Genomic DNA, 15,328 nt, shown 5'->3' with positions numbered 1-15,328 from the left:
AAGCTATACCTCCAAAAAGTATGTATCAGGATTTTCTGGATCAAATGGTTCATTGGCCCACATAATCGTTACCATATCTGTATCCCCAAGGTTTTCAATATTATGTGTGTATCCTGTTGGAATGTCCACTACTTCCATCTTGTCACCACTAACGAAATACTCCAATACTACATCTGAATCTATTTTTCTAAAACGAATAACCCCTTTACCACTAACTACGAGGAACTTTTCATTCTTCGTATGATGCCAATGATTTCCCTTTGTAATACCAGATTTTGAGATATTCACAGATACCTGACCTCTATCGGAGGTTTTAATAAACTCTGTAAAGGACCCTCGTTGATCTACATTCATTTTAAGATCATAGCTGAACTGATCCTCAGGTAAGTAGCTTAAGTAAGTGCTATATAACTTCTTTGTAAATATATTTGACATTTTTGGAACTGATCTGTCATTTCTACTTTTCTTGAATGAGTAAATTTGCTCAACAATTTCACCGACAGTGATGGTATGTCTTACAGGCACTTCACAAAATTTATCTACTTTGTTTTCTTTCCCCTCAAGAGCTTTAATTAGCTCTTTCACAACGTCATCTATATAAACAAGATTCATCACAACACTTGGATCATTCATTTGAATAGACAAATCATGCGCGATATTGTGGCAAAATGTCGCAACTGCACTGTTATAATTTGGCCTGCACCATTTACCAAATACGTTAGGAAACCTATATACTAGCACCTTTGCTCCGGTCTCTTTACTATATTCAAATAGAAGTTCTTCTCCTGCTTTTTTACTATCACCGTAAGGGTTATCAAGCTCAGCTTGAATAGAAGAGGAAATCATCACTGGGCAGGTATTTTTGTGCTTATATAGAGTTTTTAACAGAATTGAAGTAAATTCAAAGTTTCCTTCCATAAACTCTGATTTATCTTTGGGTCGATTTACCCCTGCAAGATGAAATACAAAGGCTGCTTCCTTGCAATACTCATCAAGAAGTTCTGGGACAGTATCTTTGTTGTACTCAAAAATATCATTATATTCTCTGTTTCTTAGCTCTACTATTAAGTTTTTTCCTATAAATCCTTGTGAACCTGTTACAAGAATTTTCACCGATTATTCCAGCCCTTCAGCTCTTCTTTTACATAGTCTAACGCCAGCAGCCTATCTTTTACTTGCTCACCACTTAGTCTGTGGGTATTATGAGAGTTATACTCATCTTCTGTAGCTAGCTTCTCGTCACCTTCTACAAAATACTTTTCATAATTCAGGTCTCTTTGATCAGCTGGAACTCTGTAGAACCCGCCCATGTCTTGTGCGATCACACGTTCTTCTCTAGTAAGCAAGGTTTCGTATAATTTTTCACCATGTCGAGTACCAATTACTTTAATTTCATTATCAGCATCAAATAGTTCTTTCAATGCTTGAGCAAGTTCACCAACAGTGCAAGCAGGTGCTTTTTGAACCATAATGTCTCCTGTGTCAGCATTTTGAAAAGCAAACACTACGAGCTCAACAGCCTCCTCGAGACTCATCAGAAATCTTGTCATATTAGGATCTGTCACTGTCAACGGCTTTCCACTTTTTATTTGTTCGATGAAGAGTGGAATTACTGAGCCTCTGGAGGCCATAACGTTGCCATATCTTGTTCCACAAATCATTGTTTTATCTCGTGATACTGTCCTTGATTTTGCGACAAGAACTTTTTCCATCATCGCTTTCGAGATTCCCATTGCATTGATCGGATAAGCTGCTTTATCTGTAGAAAGACAAATAACTTTTTTTATTGCGAAATCTATAGCTGCGGTAAGAACATTATCCGTACCCAATATGTTTGTTTTAACCGCTTCTAAAGGAAAAAACTCACACGAAGGTACTTGTTTTAGTGCAGCCGCATGAAAAACATAATCTACATCGTGCATCGCGTTTTTTACACTTGCTAAATCCCTAACATCGCCTAAATAAAACTTTAATTTCTCATTATTGTATTGTTTCCTCATATCATCTTGTTTTTTTTCATCACGAGAAAAAATGCGAATTTCCCTTATATTAGTATCTAAGAATCTTTTCATTATGGCATTTCCAAAGGAACCTGTACCACCTGTAATCAATAACGTATTCCCATCAAACATCTAACAGTTCCTCTTTTCCATGTTTTTAAAATGATTTATAATAATTTCATATGAATGTTTCGCTGTATAATTATTCTCTAAATAATTTCTAGCGTTTGCACCTAATTCTTTCCTCAAATTTAAATCACACAAACTATTAACTAATTTATTAAATTTTTCCACATCTTTACTTTCACACCAAAATCCAAATATACCATCTTCTACCACCCTCCCGATATCTGTATTCCCGTCAGTTGCTGCTAATACTGGCATTGATGCTTGCATATATGAAAGTAATCTTGACGGAAAATTAGGTATGGTAAATCGATTATCTAAGAAAATCAATCCAACATCGCATGAATTGGCTAATTCTTCATAATCATTTTTCGGAAGTTGGTGTAATAATTTAGCATTTTTCGGCTTTTTAATTTCAAAATAGTTTTCTAATTTACCAAACTCCGTCCCTGATCCAACTATTAAAATAAATGAATGCTCGTTATCCTCGTTTGCCTCTAAGCACTCCAAAAGAAAGTCTACTCCTTGCGGTTTCCCTAAATTCCCACCATAAATAAATACAGTTTTACCAATAGATATTCCATATTTGTTTTTTAGATTATATGTTGTTGTTTCGTCTTTCTTAACATTCTCGGGTTCTATACTATTAGGACAAACTTCAACAATTTCTGATTTAACATTCAAATTATTTTTCGAAATATACTCTACATTTGCCTCTGACATACATCCAATGTAGTCAGATATCCTATAAAGTCTTTCTTCTTTTGACCGAAAATATTTGTAAATTAAACCCTTTACTCCAGTTTTCTTAAGTAACCCTAAATCAACTGCATTTTGCGGAAAAATATCTTTCAACAATAAATATGTTTTTGCATTATCTCTATTTTTAACAAATTCAACAGCTTTCTGCAGTGTAATAGGTGGGGTTGAATATAAAACCAAATCAAACGCTACGTCATTGAAAAATTGAGATATTCCTTCTCTAAATTTTGATTCGAGTGTTAAGGTTGATATGCCCTTTTCAATCAAATTTGTTTTTTGAATATTTCCAATTTGCAGTTTTAATATTTTGACTTTCACGCTGTCAAGTAATCTTGTTGGCTCTTTTTTCCTTTTTTCTGTAGGCGAGATAATGTAAATGTTATGATTAGCTTTGACAAATTCCCTCATTAAATCAGTATAAATTCCTCTCTCATCAATAGAAGAAAAATCTAACAACGTTAAAAACAATACATTCAAGAGTCTACTCTCCTTGCTGGCACCCCCACAAAAGTCCCAGACTCAGTAATATCCTTAACCACCACAGCCCCTGCACCTACTATGCAAGCACTGCAGATGGTTATATTATTGATTACTGTACTTCCAATACCTAACCACGAACCATGCCCGACTATCACACTACCTGCAGTCGTCACACCTGGAGAAATATGCACATAATCCTCCATAACATTATCGTGATCCAAACTGCTACATGTGTTTATGATGCATCCTTTACCTATTTTCGTAGAACTATTTATTACAACACCAGCCATAACAACAGTACCGGCTCCAATCTCAACATCAGTTCCAATCACAGCACGAGGATGAACCAGTGACACCACCGAAGCGCCATCTGTTTCTAGCTTCTCTTGAATCTTCTTTCTTGTGCTATTGTTCCCAATAGCAACAAAGAATTCGGCATCATCTTTGAATCTAAAAGCATCATCAGACTTACCGATGACTCCTAAACCAACACATGTCCTAATAGACTCGTTATCATCAAGGAATGCGATGCTTTGCCAATTATTCATTTTTATCGCAATGTCAGCGACAACTTTCCCATGTCCACTGGCACCGATAATCAATAGTATTTTGTTCATCATCTCAAACTTCCTGTTGTGAACCCTTAAAAGGCTCCATTGTAACTGATGTATTTGAACTAATTCCTTCTCTCATGAATACCATTTTAAACGTAAGGAAAATGATCTTCCAATCTCCAATAAAACTCACATTGTTTACATAATCAACATCTAGTTTAAACTTGTCATCCCAACTTATTGCATTACGTCCGTTAATCTGAGCATGTCCAGATAGACCAGGTCTCATTTCATGTCTTCTCTTTTGATATTCACTATACAAAGGCAGATATTGATTTAATAAAGGTCTCGGCCCAACTATCGCCATTTCTCCACGAATTATATTCCAGAGTTCAGGAAGTTCATCAAGACTTGTAGATCTTAAAAACCTACCAAACTTAGTAAGTCTTATCGAATCTGGAAATAGCTCTCCATTTTCATCTTTCTCATCAGTCATAGTTCTAAATTTATATATTTTGAATATTTCCCCATTCATTCCCGGTCGTTCTTGGGTAAATAATACTGGACTTCCTAGTTTAAATCGCACCATAATAGCAACAACCAAAAGTATCGGACTAATAATAATAAGAGCTATCAAAGTAAGAATCAAATCTTGAGGTCTTTTAATATAATTTACATAAAATCCTTTTTTATGCTTCATCCTACTGCCAGAGCCCCTTAATTATTTTGCAAACTCTATCCAAATCCTCATCTGTCATCTTCGTATCAGATGGTAGACATACACCATTCTCAAACAATATTTCACTAACATTTTCACCAATGTAATCAAATTCCTCAAAGAAAGGCTGCATGTGCATTGGTTTCCAGACAGGTCTTGCTTCAATGTTTTCTTTCTCAAGCCTGATCATGACATCTAATGGTCTAACTTTTCCACCAAGCATCATACATGAAAGCCAATAATTCGGCTCATTCCATTCGTTAATTGGCATGAACTGAACACCTTCCAGCTCACTTAGCGCTCTTTTATAATACTCAAAGATATATTTCTTTTTATCAACTCTCTGATCAAGTACTTTTAGCTGTCCTCTACCAATGCCAGCAACAACATTGCTCATCCGGTAATTGAACCCTAACTCACTATGTTGGTAGTGTCTTGCTTGGTCTCGAGACTGCGTTGCCCAATATCTAGTCTTAATAATTTTTTTCTCATCGTCTGATACTAGCATACCACCGCCTGAAGTGGTAATGATTTTGTTTCCGTTAAATGAAAATATTCCAAATTCCCCAAAAGTTCCTGTATATTTTCCTTTATAGTAAGTTCCAAGCGATTCTGCTGCATCTTCAATTAGTGGTACATTGTGCTTCTTGCAGATTTCTACGATTCTGTCCAAGTCCGCAGAAAGCCCGTATAAATGAACTACGATAACAGCCTTTACATTTGGATACTTCTTAAAGGCTGTTTCAAGAGCATCCGGATTCATATTCCAAGTTTCAAAATTACTATCGATAAATACTGGTATCGCCTTTTCATAAATTATCGGATTAGCGGTAGCTGAAAAGGTCAAAGACTGACAAAACACGATGTCCCCTTCTGTTACACCCACTGATTTAAGTGCCAAATGGATAGCTGCAGTTCCAGTAGTAGTTGCCGAAGCTGCTTTTGCCCCAACTTTTGCCGCAAGTTCATTTTCAAAGCCAGTAACATTCGGTCCAAGTGGTGCTACCCAGTTAGTATCAAACGCTTCTTGTACATACTGGATTTCATATCCCTCGTCGCTCATATGAGGTGAGGCCAACCAAATTTTCTCAGCCATATTTTTCACTTCCCCTAATCAATGTTATATAAACGGGTTACAAATGTATCGCCAATAGAATGAGGTACATCAGTCGATTCTTTTAACCACGGCAATAGCTGAAAACCATTGCGATTACCGACACAGACCACTTATTCGCTCTCGTGCTGACCTAGCTGAAAAGTAAGTTACTTAAGGAGTAGATACTATTTCTTCAATTTGTGCTTTCGCCTCAGGATACTTCAACACAAATGAATCCATTAGCTCTTTATATGGCTTCTCAGCTTTTATCAATGAAGCTATGTACCATCGATACATTTCGCTTTGCAATTTTTCATCGCTGCTGCTGCTTACACTAGCCCTTAACAATTCAGTAGCTTTTTCAAAATCTTTATTAAAAAATTCAATCTTCCCTATAGCAAAATATATCTGTGAAGTTATCACAAAAGAAGTTCCACTACGGATGCCTGCCGGCATGTTGTTAAATTCGTTGATTTTCATCAATAATGTATTATTATACAAATCTAAAGCGGACTCCCAAAAACTATTGTGCAGATGCCCCTGCTTCATTTGTGCATTACCCAATTCATTATAAAGTACGATTGCTCTTTCAAACAACGATATATTCCATGGCCTGTATTCCAATTGATTTATAACATTTTGTAATGCTTTTTGAAGATCAGACTTTGCAATATAGAGTGAATATTGTTGTTCAAGCATAGCACTGTTCTGTGGTTCATGACTTAAATATTGAGAAACAGTATTAGATGCCTCAATGTAATATTTCTCGTCTCTCGTTTGGGAATATATGGATTTCAAAAGATTAATCTTTAACAATACATACTCTAATTGCTTTGGTTCTAAACTTATAGCTTTATTTAAATTTTCCATTATAACCGAAAATCTTTTTTGCTCTTTTAGTTCATTTTGCGCATTCTCAAACATAGTATTTGCTCTCAATAATTTAATAGAATTAAAGAATAGTATTAAAACAGCTATACTTAGAATGATCGCATTAGCTCTGGAAAATTTCGATAAAATATTGCTCAATTTGTTTTTAAGAAGCATGTTTCTACTCTCAGAAACCATTATACCTAAACCTAGAAACACCAACATGGCCAAATAAAGGAAACTCATATCAAAATCAAACATGCTGTGCACAAGTATAGCTGTAACAACAATAAACGAAGGAATCCTATAGTTATAATTTTCATTTCTTTTAAAGTGATTGATGAGAAAAAAACTATATACTCCAAACAACAGCACAAGTAAAATGCAAGTACCAAACAAACCTGTTTCAACCAAATATTGAACGTAAAAATTATGAACTTGTCTACTTGTATAAGGAGCCGTCTGATACAATTCGTATAGACCAGACCATCCATTACCACCGGCGCCAAAAAACGGATAATCTTTTACTACTTGTATTGCATCTCCATAATACCAAAGTCGATACGAAAAACTTGAGTCACCAGAACTTATACTATTTATTCTTTGTATTAGCAAATCAGGCAAAAACTTATACCGACTAAGATCGGAATTAGAATTATTAAATATAAACCAAATCAGAAAAAGACCTAATACCAGCAATATTGCTGGTATTATGAAATTTTTATACATTTTATGTTCAGAACCAATGATGTATTTTCCCTCGTACCAGTCATATACTTTTTGAATTAATAAAATTAATGCCGCACCTACTAAGCAAGCTATCCCTATAAATGCCCAGCCTTGGAGACTTTCATAGAGTGAAAATTTCTTATTCATAGCCAAACCAATTTGCCAAACTTTGTTATAAATAGAAATCGATAGAACAATACCCATTAATAAATTAACTATTAACTTTATTTGTTGAAATAATGTAAATAAAGGCAAACATAACAATATTAATATTGGCAGAAGTATGTATCCTGCTCGGGATAACGTTAAAAGAAATGACAATAAGACGGGCACAAGCATGAATGAATGCAACATGCGCCAGAGTAGCTTTTTTGACACTAAAATATTAAAAATTGTTAATACAATTAATGCTAGTAAAAATGCAGCATATGCATTCGCATACTGAAATACATTTGACAAACGAAGATCTAGTACAGAATCCTGATAATGAACTTGTCCGAACCAGTTTAATAAACCAAACAATACAATTATATAACCAGAAAATAGAATACTATAATTAATAAACTGTAAGCTTTTATTGGTATTACTAAAATATGCCCCAACTAGAAACATTACAACATAAGAAATGCTAATGTAAAATGAAAATTTTGCTTGAAAAGGTGAGGCTGCATTTATTTGTGAGAGTAAATATGATAAAGGGATCAGCCAAATAAATAAGCTAAATATGTCTCGCAAACTTTCTAACTTCCAATTTTTATAGAAAAAAACTGAAACTAACATTAACAAAACCATACAACTTATTAAGGTAATATTTATTGGAAGTTGAAACGTAATACTTCCACCATTAAAAAGTCCTTTAAAATATGGAGTAATAAATAAAATTAGACTAACAATACTTATTATTGTCCAATACAACACAGGAATCGTTTGCTTCTTTAATAAATGTTCTTTATAACCTTTATTAGACAACCTTACCATCTCCCACAAATTTATCCATTTATTTCGTCCCAATAGTAGCTACCATTTCGAGCGACGCACGTACAGACTCTTTGACTGCTTGAACTCCAATTTGTTCATTGCATTGATATGTTGGCACAACTTCCTTCAACACTTGTTTAACTTCTGCTACACTAGGTGACAGTTTCATAAGATGCTCTAGTTTTCGAACATTATTGATTACCTCATCATAACTCATACCCGATGCTTGTCCTACATAGATTCGGTTATGCTTCGTTGCAACCGCACCTTCTTCGCGTGTTAATATTTCTTCAAACAACTTTTCTCCTGGACGAATCCCTGTATACTCTACCTTAATATCCTTGCCTGGTTCAAAGCCTGAAAGTTGTATTAAATCTTTAGCCAAATCTGAGATTTTCACTGGATTCCCCATATCCAAGATAAAAATTTCTCCCCCCCGAGCTAAAGCACCTGTTTGAATAACAAGTTGAACCGCTTCGGGAATCGTCATGAAATACCGAATCATATCCGGATGAGTAACCGTGACTGGACCACCTTGTTCAATTTGTTTTTTGAAAATAGGAATTACGCTGCCTCTGCTACCCAATACATTGCCAAATCGTACAGCAGCAAACTGCGTTTCACTAATTTTATCAAGACTCTGCACAATCATTTCGGCAATACGTTTACATGCCCCCATGACATTCGTAGGATTGACTGCTTTATCTGTTGATATCATAACAAATCTTAAAGACTTATACTCATGAGAACATTCTGCAACATTCTTCGTTCCAATAACGTTGTTCTTGATTGCTTCGATCGGATTATGTTCCATTAATGGCACATGCTTATGCGCGGCGGCATGAAAGACCACTTCTGGTCTTTGAATATCAAAAACCTGATTCAAACGATACTTATCTTGGATATCCGCGATTACTGCTTCGATTTGTAAATCAGGGAATTTATTCCTTAATTCCAATTCAATTTCATAGATGCTATTTTCCCCATGACCTAGTAGTATAAGTTTTTTAGGGGAAAACGTTGCCAATTGGAGGCACAACTCTGAGCCGATTGATCCTCCAGCACCTGTAACGAGAACCGTATGTCCCGATAAATAATTAGACATTTCCACTAAATCAACCTTCACTGGATCTCTGCCTAATAAGTCTTCCACACCTACATCCCGAATTTTTTTTATAGCAACTTTACCATTAATTAAATCTTTCATCTTAGGTATAATTTTGATCATACAATGTGTTTCTTTGCATATAGCTAATATTTCTGCCGTTTCTGCTTTCGATAAAGAAGGGAGAGCTATAATAATATCTTGAATATGATATTTCTCTACTATTTTCGGGATATCCATACGATTTCCAACAATAGGTACACCCAGCACTTCTAATGTCGTTTTATTCGCATCATCATCTATAAAAGCAACAGGATAATATTCCGAATTTGAATGCTTTAACTCCTTCACGATCATAGTCCCTGCACTGCCGGCTCCAACAATTAGAGTCCGTCGATGATGTGGTTGAATTTTAATGTAGTTGTCGTGAAGTATTCTCCATACAAATCTTGACCCCCCTATACTCAACATCATAATTAGAGCAGATAATGCATAAATGCTTCTTGGAACAACAAGTTCAGGATAATAATAAAGAACACCAAGATGATGAATCGTAAAGAAGAGAATGGAGCCAACGTTTACTCCTTTAATTATAGATATAAGGTCACCTATACTTGCATACTGCCAAAGCTTTCTATAAACTTTGAAATAATATAGACTATTAAGCACGAGTATGGCGGTCAAAATCATCACATATGGTATTTTGTCGGCATAAACAGGCTTAATATCAAAATCAAACCGCAACAAATACGCCAAATAAATGGAAGAACATATTAAAATAGTATCTACAAGCATTAGTATTAAAGTTCTAACAACTCTACTCATACGGAAACCCCCTGTACCTAATCCTCATTAAAAAAACTCATTACACAATCATCCAGATATTGGGTAATTATGAGCTTCTAATGTTCTATACTGATTTATATATTGGTGTCTTGGAGCCTGGCTTTCTTCCAATAACACTCAAAGAACACAACGAAACACACTAGCAGCCAATAACAAATGATAAAGCAAGATTCAGCGCCTTCTTTGGACTTATCGGTTCAAAAAGCTCTAGCGCTAGTATAACGAAACTAGCATGCAAACCATCTAGCAGTCGTCGAGATTCACTGGAGTCGATACTTTCATTATTAAGTCGCTTTTCCAAATCAGCAAAAATCGTATCAATTGCTGTAATTTTATTATTTTCAACTGTTTTAGACCCATTCAGCTTAGACAATGTGAGATTTTTTTCCGAAACTTTAGTTTGAAGACTCGTGCTTACTGGATTAATCTCCTCATTTGTTAACTGTAGCGTTCCGAGTTGTTTATTGCTTTTGCTTCCACTGTCAGATAAAACAGACTGAAGATTCGGGTCATCTGCAAGTGATTTCTTTGTAATCAATTTCTCAGGAGACGTTTCTAACTGTTTCTTGGCCTCGTTGATCTCTGTTTATACTACAGAAATACCATCATCCAAATTTTAGTATATTTATATTAAAAGTTTACAATCGTATCAAAATGATCGGAAATCTCGATTTTGGTTCCCATTTCAAATGGCATAAAAATGGCGATTTCAGTAATTAGTGTTGGCTCAGTATCTTTTACTTGAAACTTAACTATATTTGAATCTTTCACCTAGGCTATTTTAATATCATCACGTAAGCTACTTGCATAATAAATATTTTTATCTAAGTTCAATTCCTGAATCATGCGATTCAATACTACATCTGTCTTAGTGGATTCATTAGAGGAATTGATTGCTTTAAGATTATTATTTTTTTCTTTGTAATCCTATTATTGTCATTGATTCGAACCATTGCAGTCGTTTCATAGATGGTTGGTTGCATGAAAAAAGTAAATACAACACCAATTAAGATTGATAATATAGTTATCACTGAAATAATCCTTTTTCCGCTCCAAAAGGCTTCAAGTATCTCCCTCAAACTAATTTCTTCTTGTACACTGACCGCTCTCCTTCTTGTTTGTATGTATTTTCATGATGTGCTTTCAACGTTTTACGACAGAATCCTACTATTATTTTATAGTAATTAGTATACATAGATAGTTGATCGGAGGCAAGGTGTCGAAAACTCCCACTTGAAGTCGTATCGGTAACCTGGAGGATGTGCGGCATGCTATTGATAGTTTCGGCGATAACCATGCCAGATTGATCTTGACAAAACTAAGGAATAGCGTTGCTTAGAAGCTGGACCATGAGGGTAAATCTTTAAAGGAATAGGAATCACGGAGCATTGTCGTCATGTGAAAGGTCGGTATTCCAGAATTTTCTTGATCGCTACTCTGAATAGATAAAGTAGACTACGAAACCACAAGGGTTCGCCCCTTTAGCTTGAAATCATTCCCGCAGAGGCTCAATGTCAAATCGCCCTATTAGAGCCTTTTCAAAAAGCTCATAAAATCGGATAAAAAACAAAAATGCACCTATGTGAGAAATGGTAAAATGGAGGTATCCCTACAACCAAAGTAAGCACCTGCACTAACTCACATTCACTTCTCCATCCACTCCTGCCTCAAAGCGAACAACTCACGAAGCTCGCCCGAGGACATCTCGGTGACCCAGTTCTCGCCGGTGCCGACAATTTGGTCGCTGAGTCCCTTTTTGCGCTCGATCATCTCGTCGATGCGCTCTTCTAGCGTGCCAAGGGTGACGAACTTGTGCACCTGCACATCGCGGGTTTGGCCGATGCGGAAGGCGCGATCCGTTGCCTGGTTCTCCACGGCGGGATTCCACCAGCGGTCGAAGTGGAAAACATGGTTCGCCGCGGTGAGGTTGAGACCGGTTCCTCCTGCTTTCAGCGAGAGGATGAAGATCCTGCAGCGCTCCGCATTCGGGAGCGCGTCATCTTGGAAGCGCGCGATCATATCATCGCGCTTCGCCTTAGTCAGTCCCCCGTGCAAAAACTGCACGGGTTCACCCCGCTCCTGCGAGATCACAGCCTGCAGGAGGTGGCCCATCTCTACGAACTGGGTGAAGATGAGGCAGCTGCCTCCTTCGCTCCTTAGTTCGTCGATCATTTCAAGCAGTCGCTCCAGCTTGGCTGAGCGCACTGCTCTCTCCACAGCGGGGGCGGCACTAACTGCCCCCGTTCCATCCCCATCCTTCAGAAACAATGAAGGATGATCACAGATCTGCTTCAGCTTCATAAGCGAAGCCAGAATCAATCCTTTTTTCTCCATGCCGCTGAGGCTATCAATCTTCTTCATCAAGCTTTGCACGACGTTCTCGTACAGCGCCCCCTGCTCAGGGGTCAAAGCAACATATGCTTTAGACTCATACTTATCTGGCAAATCAAGCTGAATGGCCGGATCTTTCTTTACTCGTCGCAAAAGGAACGGACGAACCAAACGCTGTACACGGGAGGTCAATTCCGGCGAGCCATCGCTGCTTTTCTCAATGGGTCCCACATATTGATGATTGAAATGACTCAGGGTCCCTAGGTACCCTGGATTAATAAAGTCAAAAATCGACCACAGCTCGGTCAAACGATTCTCAATCGGCGTCCCTGTCAAAGCAACGCGTTGGCGAGCATTTAAACCCCGAATAGCTTGGGACTGCTTCGTGTAAGCATTTTTAATATTTTGCGCTTCGTCCAAACAAAGCGCGTTCCAGGTCACGCCTGATAACTCTTCTTCGTCCAGCTGAGCGATGTTATATGATGCCATCACCAGGTCTGTCCCTTGAATAGAAGTCTGGAATTCTTCCCCTTTTGCACGCTGCGCCCCGTAATGGAGATGCACCTTAAGAGATGGCGTGAAACGCGCGAGCTCTTTTTGCCAGTTCCCAAGTACGGAGGTTGGACAAACCAGCAGGGATGGTACCGAATCCTTCCCTACTGACCTTGAACTTGCAGCCAACAAATAAGCAATAAACTGAACCGTCTTCCCAAGTCCCATATCATCCGCCAGACACCCGCCCAGACCCATCTCACGCAGAAAAAGGAACTACGGACACACCCTCAACCTGATAATGCCTTAGATCGGCCTCTAGGCCGTCAATCCGTTCAACAAGTGGAATGGACTTCGTCTGATTCAACTGCTTCATCAAGGTCCGCAAGCTGCTGTTCAGCTCCACGCGGATCTTAAGTGTTTCTTTCTTTTCATCCTTACATTTCAGCTTTTCTTCCTCAGCTCTCGACTTCCCATCCTCAGCAGCCCCTAGATCCTCTTCTCCGCCACCCTCTAACAGATGCATCTCTAAAACATCCCGGAAAGAAAGTCCCTTCTTCCTCTCCACCTGCCGCATCGCGGCCCTGATCTGCTCCAAGTAGGCGGGATCAAGCTGCACCCATTTGCCCCGAATGTAGATCAGCCGCTTCTTCTGCGCCGCCAATTGGTGGAATTCTTCCTCGGACAGATCCAGCCCGCCTAAGGCGACCCTCCAGTCGAATTTGATAATCTGATCCATCCCAAACATGGACTTACGCGAAGTACCAACTGAGCTTCGCAACTTGGCCCGAAGCTGCGGGCGCAGACGTTGAAGCTCCTCCCACCAAGATGGTAAGAAGACAGAAATGCCAGCCGTAACAAGCTGCAAACTCATTTCAGTGAGAAACTCCCACGCCTGATCATCAGACAACTTCTCCATAATCTTCCTCTTCTGATATTCGCTTTCCAATAAAGGTAAAATACGCAGAATGCGATCTGTTTGCTCCTGTATCCTTTCCCAAATTCCTTCCTGCCAAGCCATAGGAATTTGACCAGTTAAACAGTTGCCCGTCGTACTAAACTCCACGAATCGATTGGTATCCTTACGATCCTGCACAATGAATCTAAGCCGCCAATCTGCCCCATCATCTTTGGCAGTCGTCGTCCCATCTACATACGTCTCCGCATAGGGCTCCACCAACTGCACACATATGCGGTACGGAGCATCGTCCTGCTTCCAGCCAATCGCCAGAAGCCAATCCTCTTCTTGCATCCAGCTTAAATTGGCCCTTGCCGCCGCAGACTTTTCGTCATCCACCCGAAGCAGCACATTCCCTTCTAGCAATCGATTCCAGGCCGTACTTATTTCCGAAGCAGGATCAAGAACCAGCAACTCCCCGATAACTGCATTGAACCATTCCTGCCAAAAAGCTTCGTCCAGCCGATTGCCCTCTGCAAGTCGCTGAAACTCCTCCTGCTTCTCCTCAGGAAGCTGCAGCTTCCAACCCATCTTCCCTGAGCACCAATGTTCATACGAGGGTAAATACCACCCATAAGCCAACGCCTCTTTATATAAAGCGGCCCCTCGCTGCAGCAATCGTACATCCTCATCCCACGATAATTTCCCATGCAATAAAATACCCGGCGCAGCCAAATAATCCATCGCCATATATGGAGTTAGAACTAAGCCCTCCCCGTATTCGGACTGAATGCTTTCGATCTGCGTCCCATAATAGGACCGCTCATGCCAAGCAAAAAGCAGCTTTCTAAGCATATACCCAGGAACCTCGTTAGCCTGTTCGTTTTCTCCGTAACAGACAAAGCTCCCCGAAGGGAGTCTCTGTACTCTGATATGTATCTGTGACAAGCTGATCATGTAATTAGCTTCCCTTTCCGCAATTCCTCTTGAAACGCGCGGTAGCGCGAATATTGTTTACTTAGCTGCTGAACATAGTCCTCGAAACGAGGCGTTTGCTTCAGCTTTTTATAGGCAGCCGCCAGCTTTTTAAGCAATTTGATAGCTTGTCTATAAGCGTCGCGATTTTTACTATGAATACATTCCTCAGCCGCATAGTGATAGATCGGAAGCAGCACACGTACATCAGCTTTTTCGACTATTTTTAACTCGGAGGATGCAATATGAATCGGTGATAAATTTAACAGCAAACATAAGTCAGCCCATGCTTTGTATTCCTCTTTTTCCAGCAGGAAGCTAGAATAATCCCGATAACTTGCCGGTAAAAGTATTACCATGGCCTCCCT

At 38.6% G+C, this 15,328-nt stretch carries 11 protein-coding genes and 1 pseudogene; all 12 read right to left on the bottom strand.

The window, feature by feature from the left end:
• Positions 1-3: 3 nt before the first annotated feature.
• Positions 4-1,113 (bottom strand): capsular polysaccharide biosynthesis protein CapF, encoded by a 1,110-nt coding sequence (locus QFZ77_RS09380; protein ID WP_307438789.1) that lies wholly within the window; start codon positions 1,111-1,113, stop codon positions 4-6.
• Complete coding sequence (locus tag QFZ77_RS09375) at positions 1,110-2,132, bottom strand: polysaccharide biosynthesis protein (RefSeq protein WP_307438787.1); 1,023 nt, start codon at positions 2,130-2,132, stop codon at positions 1,110-1,112. Before QFZ77_RS09375 ends, QFZ77_RS09380 begins: the two co-directional genes overlap by 4 nt.
• A complete protein-coding gene (locus QFZ77_RS09370) occupies positions 2,133-3,365 on the bottom strand; it encodes a glycosyltransferase family 4 protein (RefSeq protein WP_307438785.1) in 1,233 nt (410 codons plus the stop codon).
• Positions 3,362-3,985, bottom strand: a complete 624-nt coding sequence (locus tag QFZ77_RS09365; protein ID WP_307449358.1) for an acetyltransferase — start codon at positions 3,983-3,985, stop codon at positions 3,362-3,364. The genes QFZ77_RS09370 and QFZ77_RS09365 overlap by 4 nt, the downstream gene beginning before the upstream one ends.
• A 4-nt stretch (positions 3,986-3,989) precedes the next feature.
• Positions 3,990-4,622 (bottom strand): sugar transferase, encoded by a 633-nt coding sequence (locus QFZ77_RS09360; protein ID WP_307438782.1) that lies wholly within the window; start codon positions 4,620-4,622, stop codon positions 3,990-3,992.
• A 1-nt stretch (position 4,623) separates the two neighbouring features.
• Positions 4,624-5,736, bottom strand: coding sequence for a DegT/DnrJ/EryC1/StrS family aminotransferase (locus tag QFZ77_RS09355; RefSeq protein ID WP_307438780.1), 1,113 nt, complete (start codon positions 5,734-5,736; stop codon positions 4,624-4,626).
• 171 nt (positions 5,737-5,907) lie between these two features.
• Complete coding sequence (locus QFZ77_RS09350; protein WP_307438778.1) at positions 5,908-8,304, bottom strand: O-antigen ligase family protein; 2,397 nt, start codon at positions 8,302-8,304, stop codon at positions 5,908-5,910.
• Between the two features lie 28 nt (positions 8,305-8,332).
• A complete protein-coding gene (locus QFZ77_RS09345) occupies positions 8,333-10,243 on the bottom strand; it encodes a polysaccharide biosynthesis protein (protein WP_307438776.1) in 1,911 nt (636 codons plus the stop codon).
• A gap of 160 nt (positions 10,244-10,403) precedes the next feature.
• A complete protein-coding gene (locus tag QFZ77_RS09340; RefSeq protein WP_307438774.1) occupies positions 10,404-10,802 on the bottom strand; it encodes a hypothetical protein in 399 nt (132 codons plus the stop codon).
• A gap of 319 nt (positions 10,803-11,121) precedes the next feature.
• Positions 11,122-11,343, bottom strand: a complete 222-nt coding sequence (locus QFZ77_RS37750; protein ID WP_373462579.1) for a Wzz/FepE/Etk N-terminal domain-containing protein — start codon at positions 11,341-11,343, stop codon at positions 11,122-11,124.
• A 565-nt stretch (positions 11,344-11,908) separates the two neighbouring features.
• Positions 11,909-14,942: pseudogene (locus tag QFZ77_RS38140) on the bottom strand (DEAD/DEAH box helicase).
• Positions 14,939-15,319: a hypothetical protein gene (locus tag QFZ77_RS09325; RefSeq protein ID WP_307438767.1), complete on the bottom strand. Its 381-nt coding sequence runs from the start codon at positions 15,317-15,319 to the stop codon at positions 14,939-14,941. The pseudogene QFZ77_RS38140 and the gene QFZ77_RS09325 overlap by 4 nt, the downstream one beginning before the upstream one ends.
• Positions 15,320-15,328: the final 9 nt, after the last annotated feature.

This window comes from Paenibacillus sp. V4I3 (assembly GCF_030817215.1).
Lineage (GTDB): Bacteria > Bacillota > Bacilli > Paenibacillales > NBRC-103111 > Paenibacillus_E.
The sequence above is the reverse complement of the archived record's forward strand: the minus strand, read 5'-3'. Positions and strand labels throughout refer to the sequence as shown.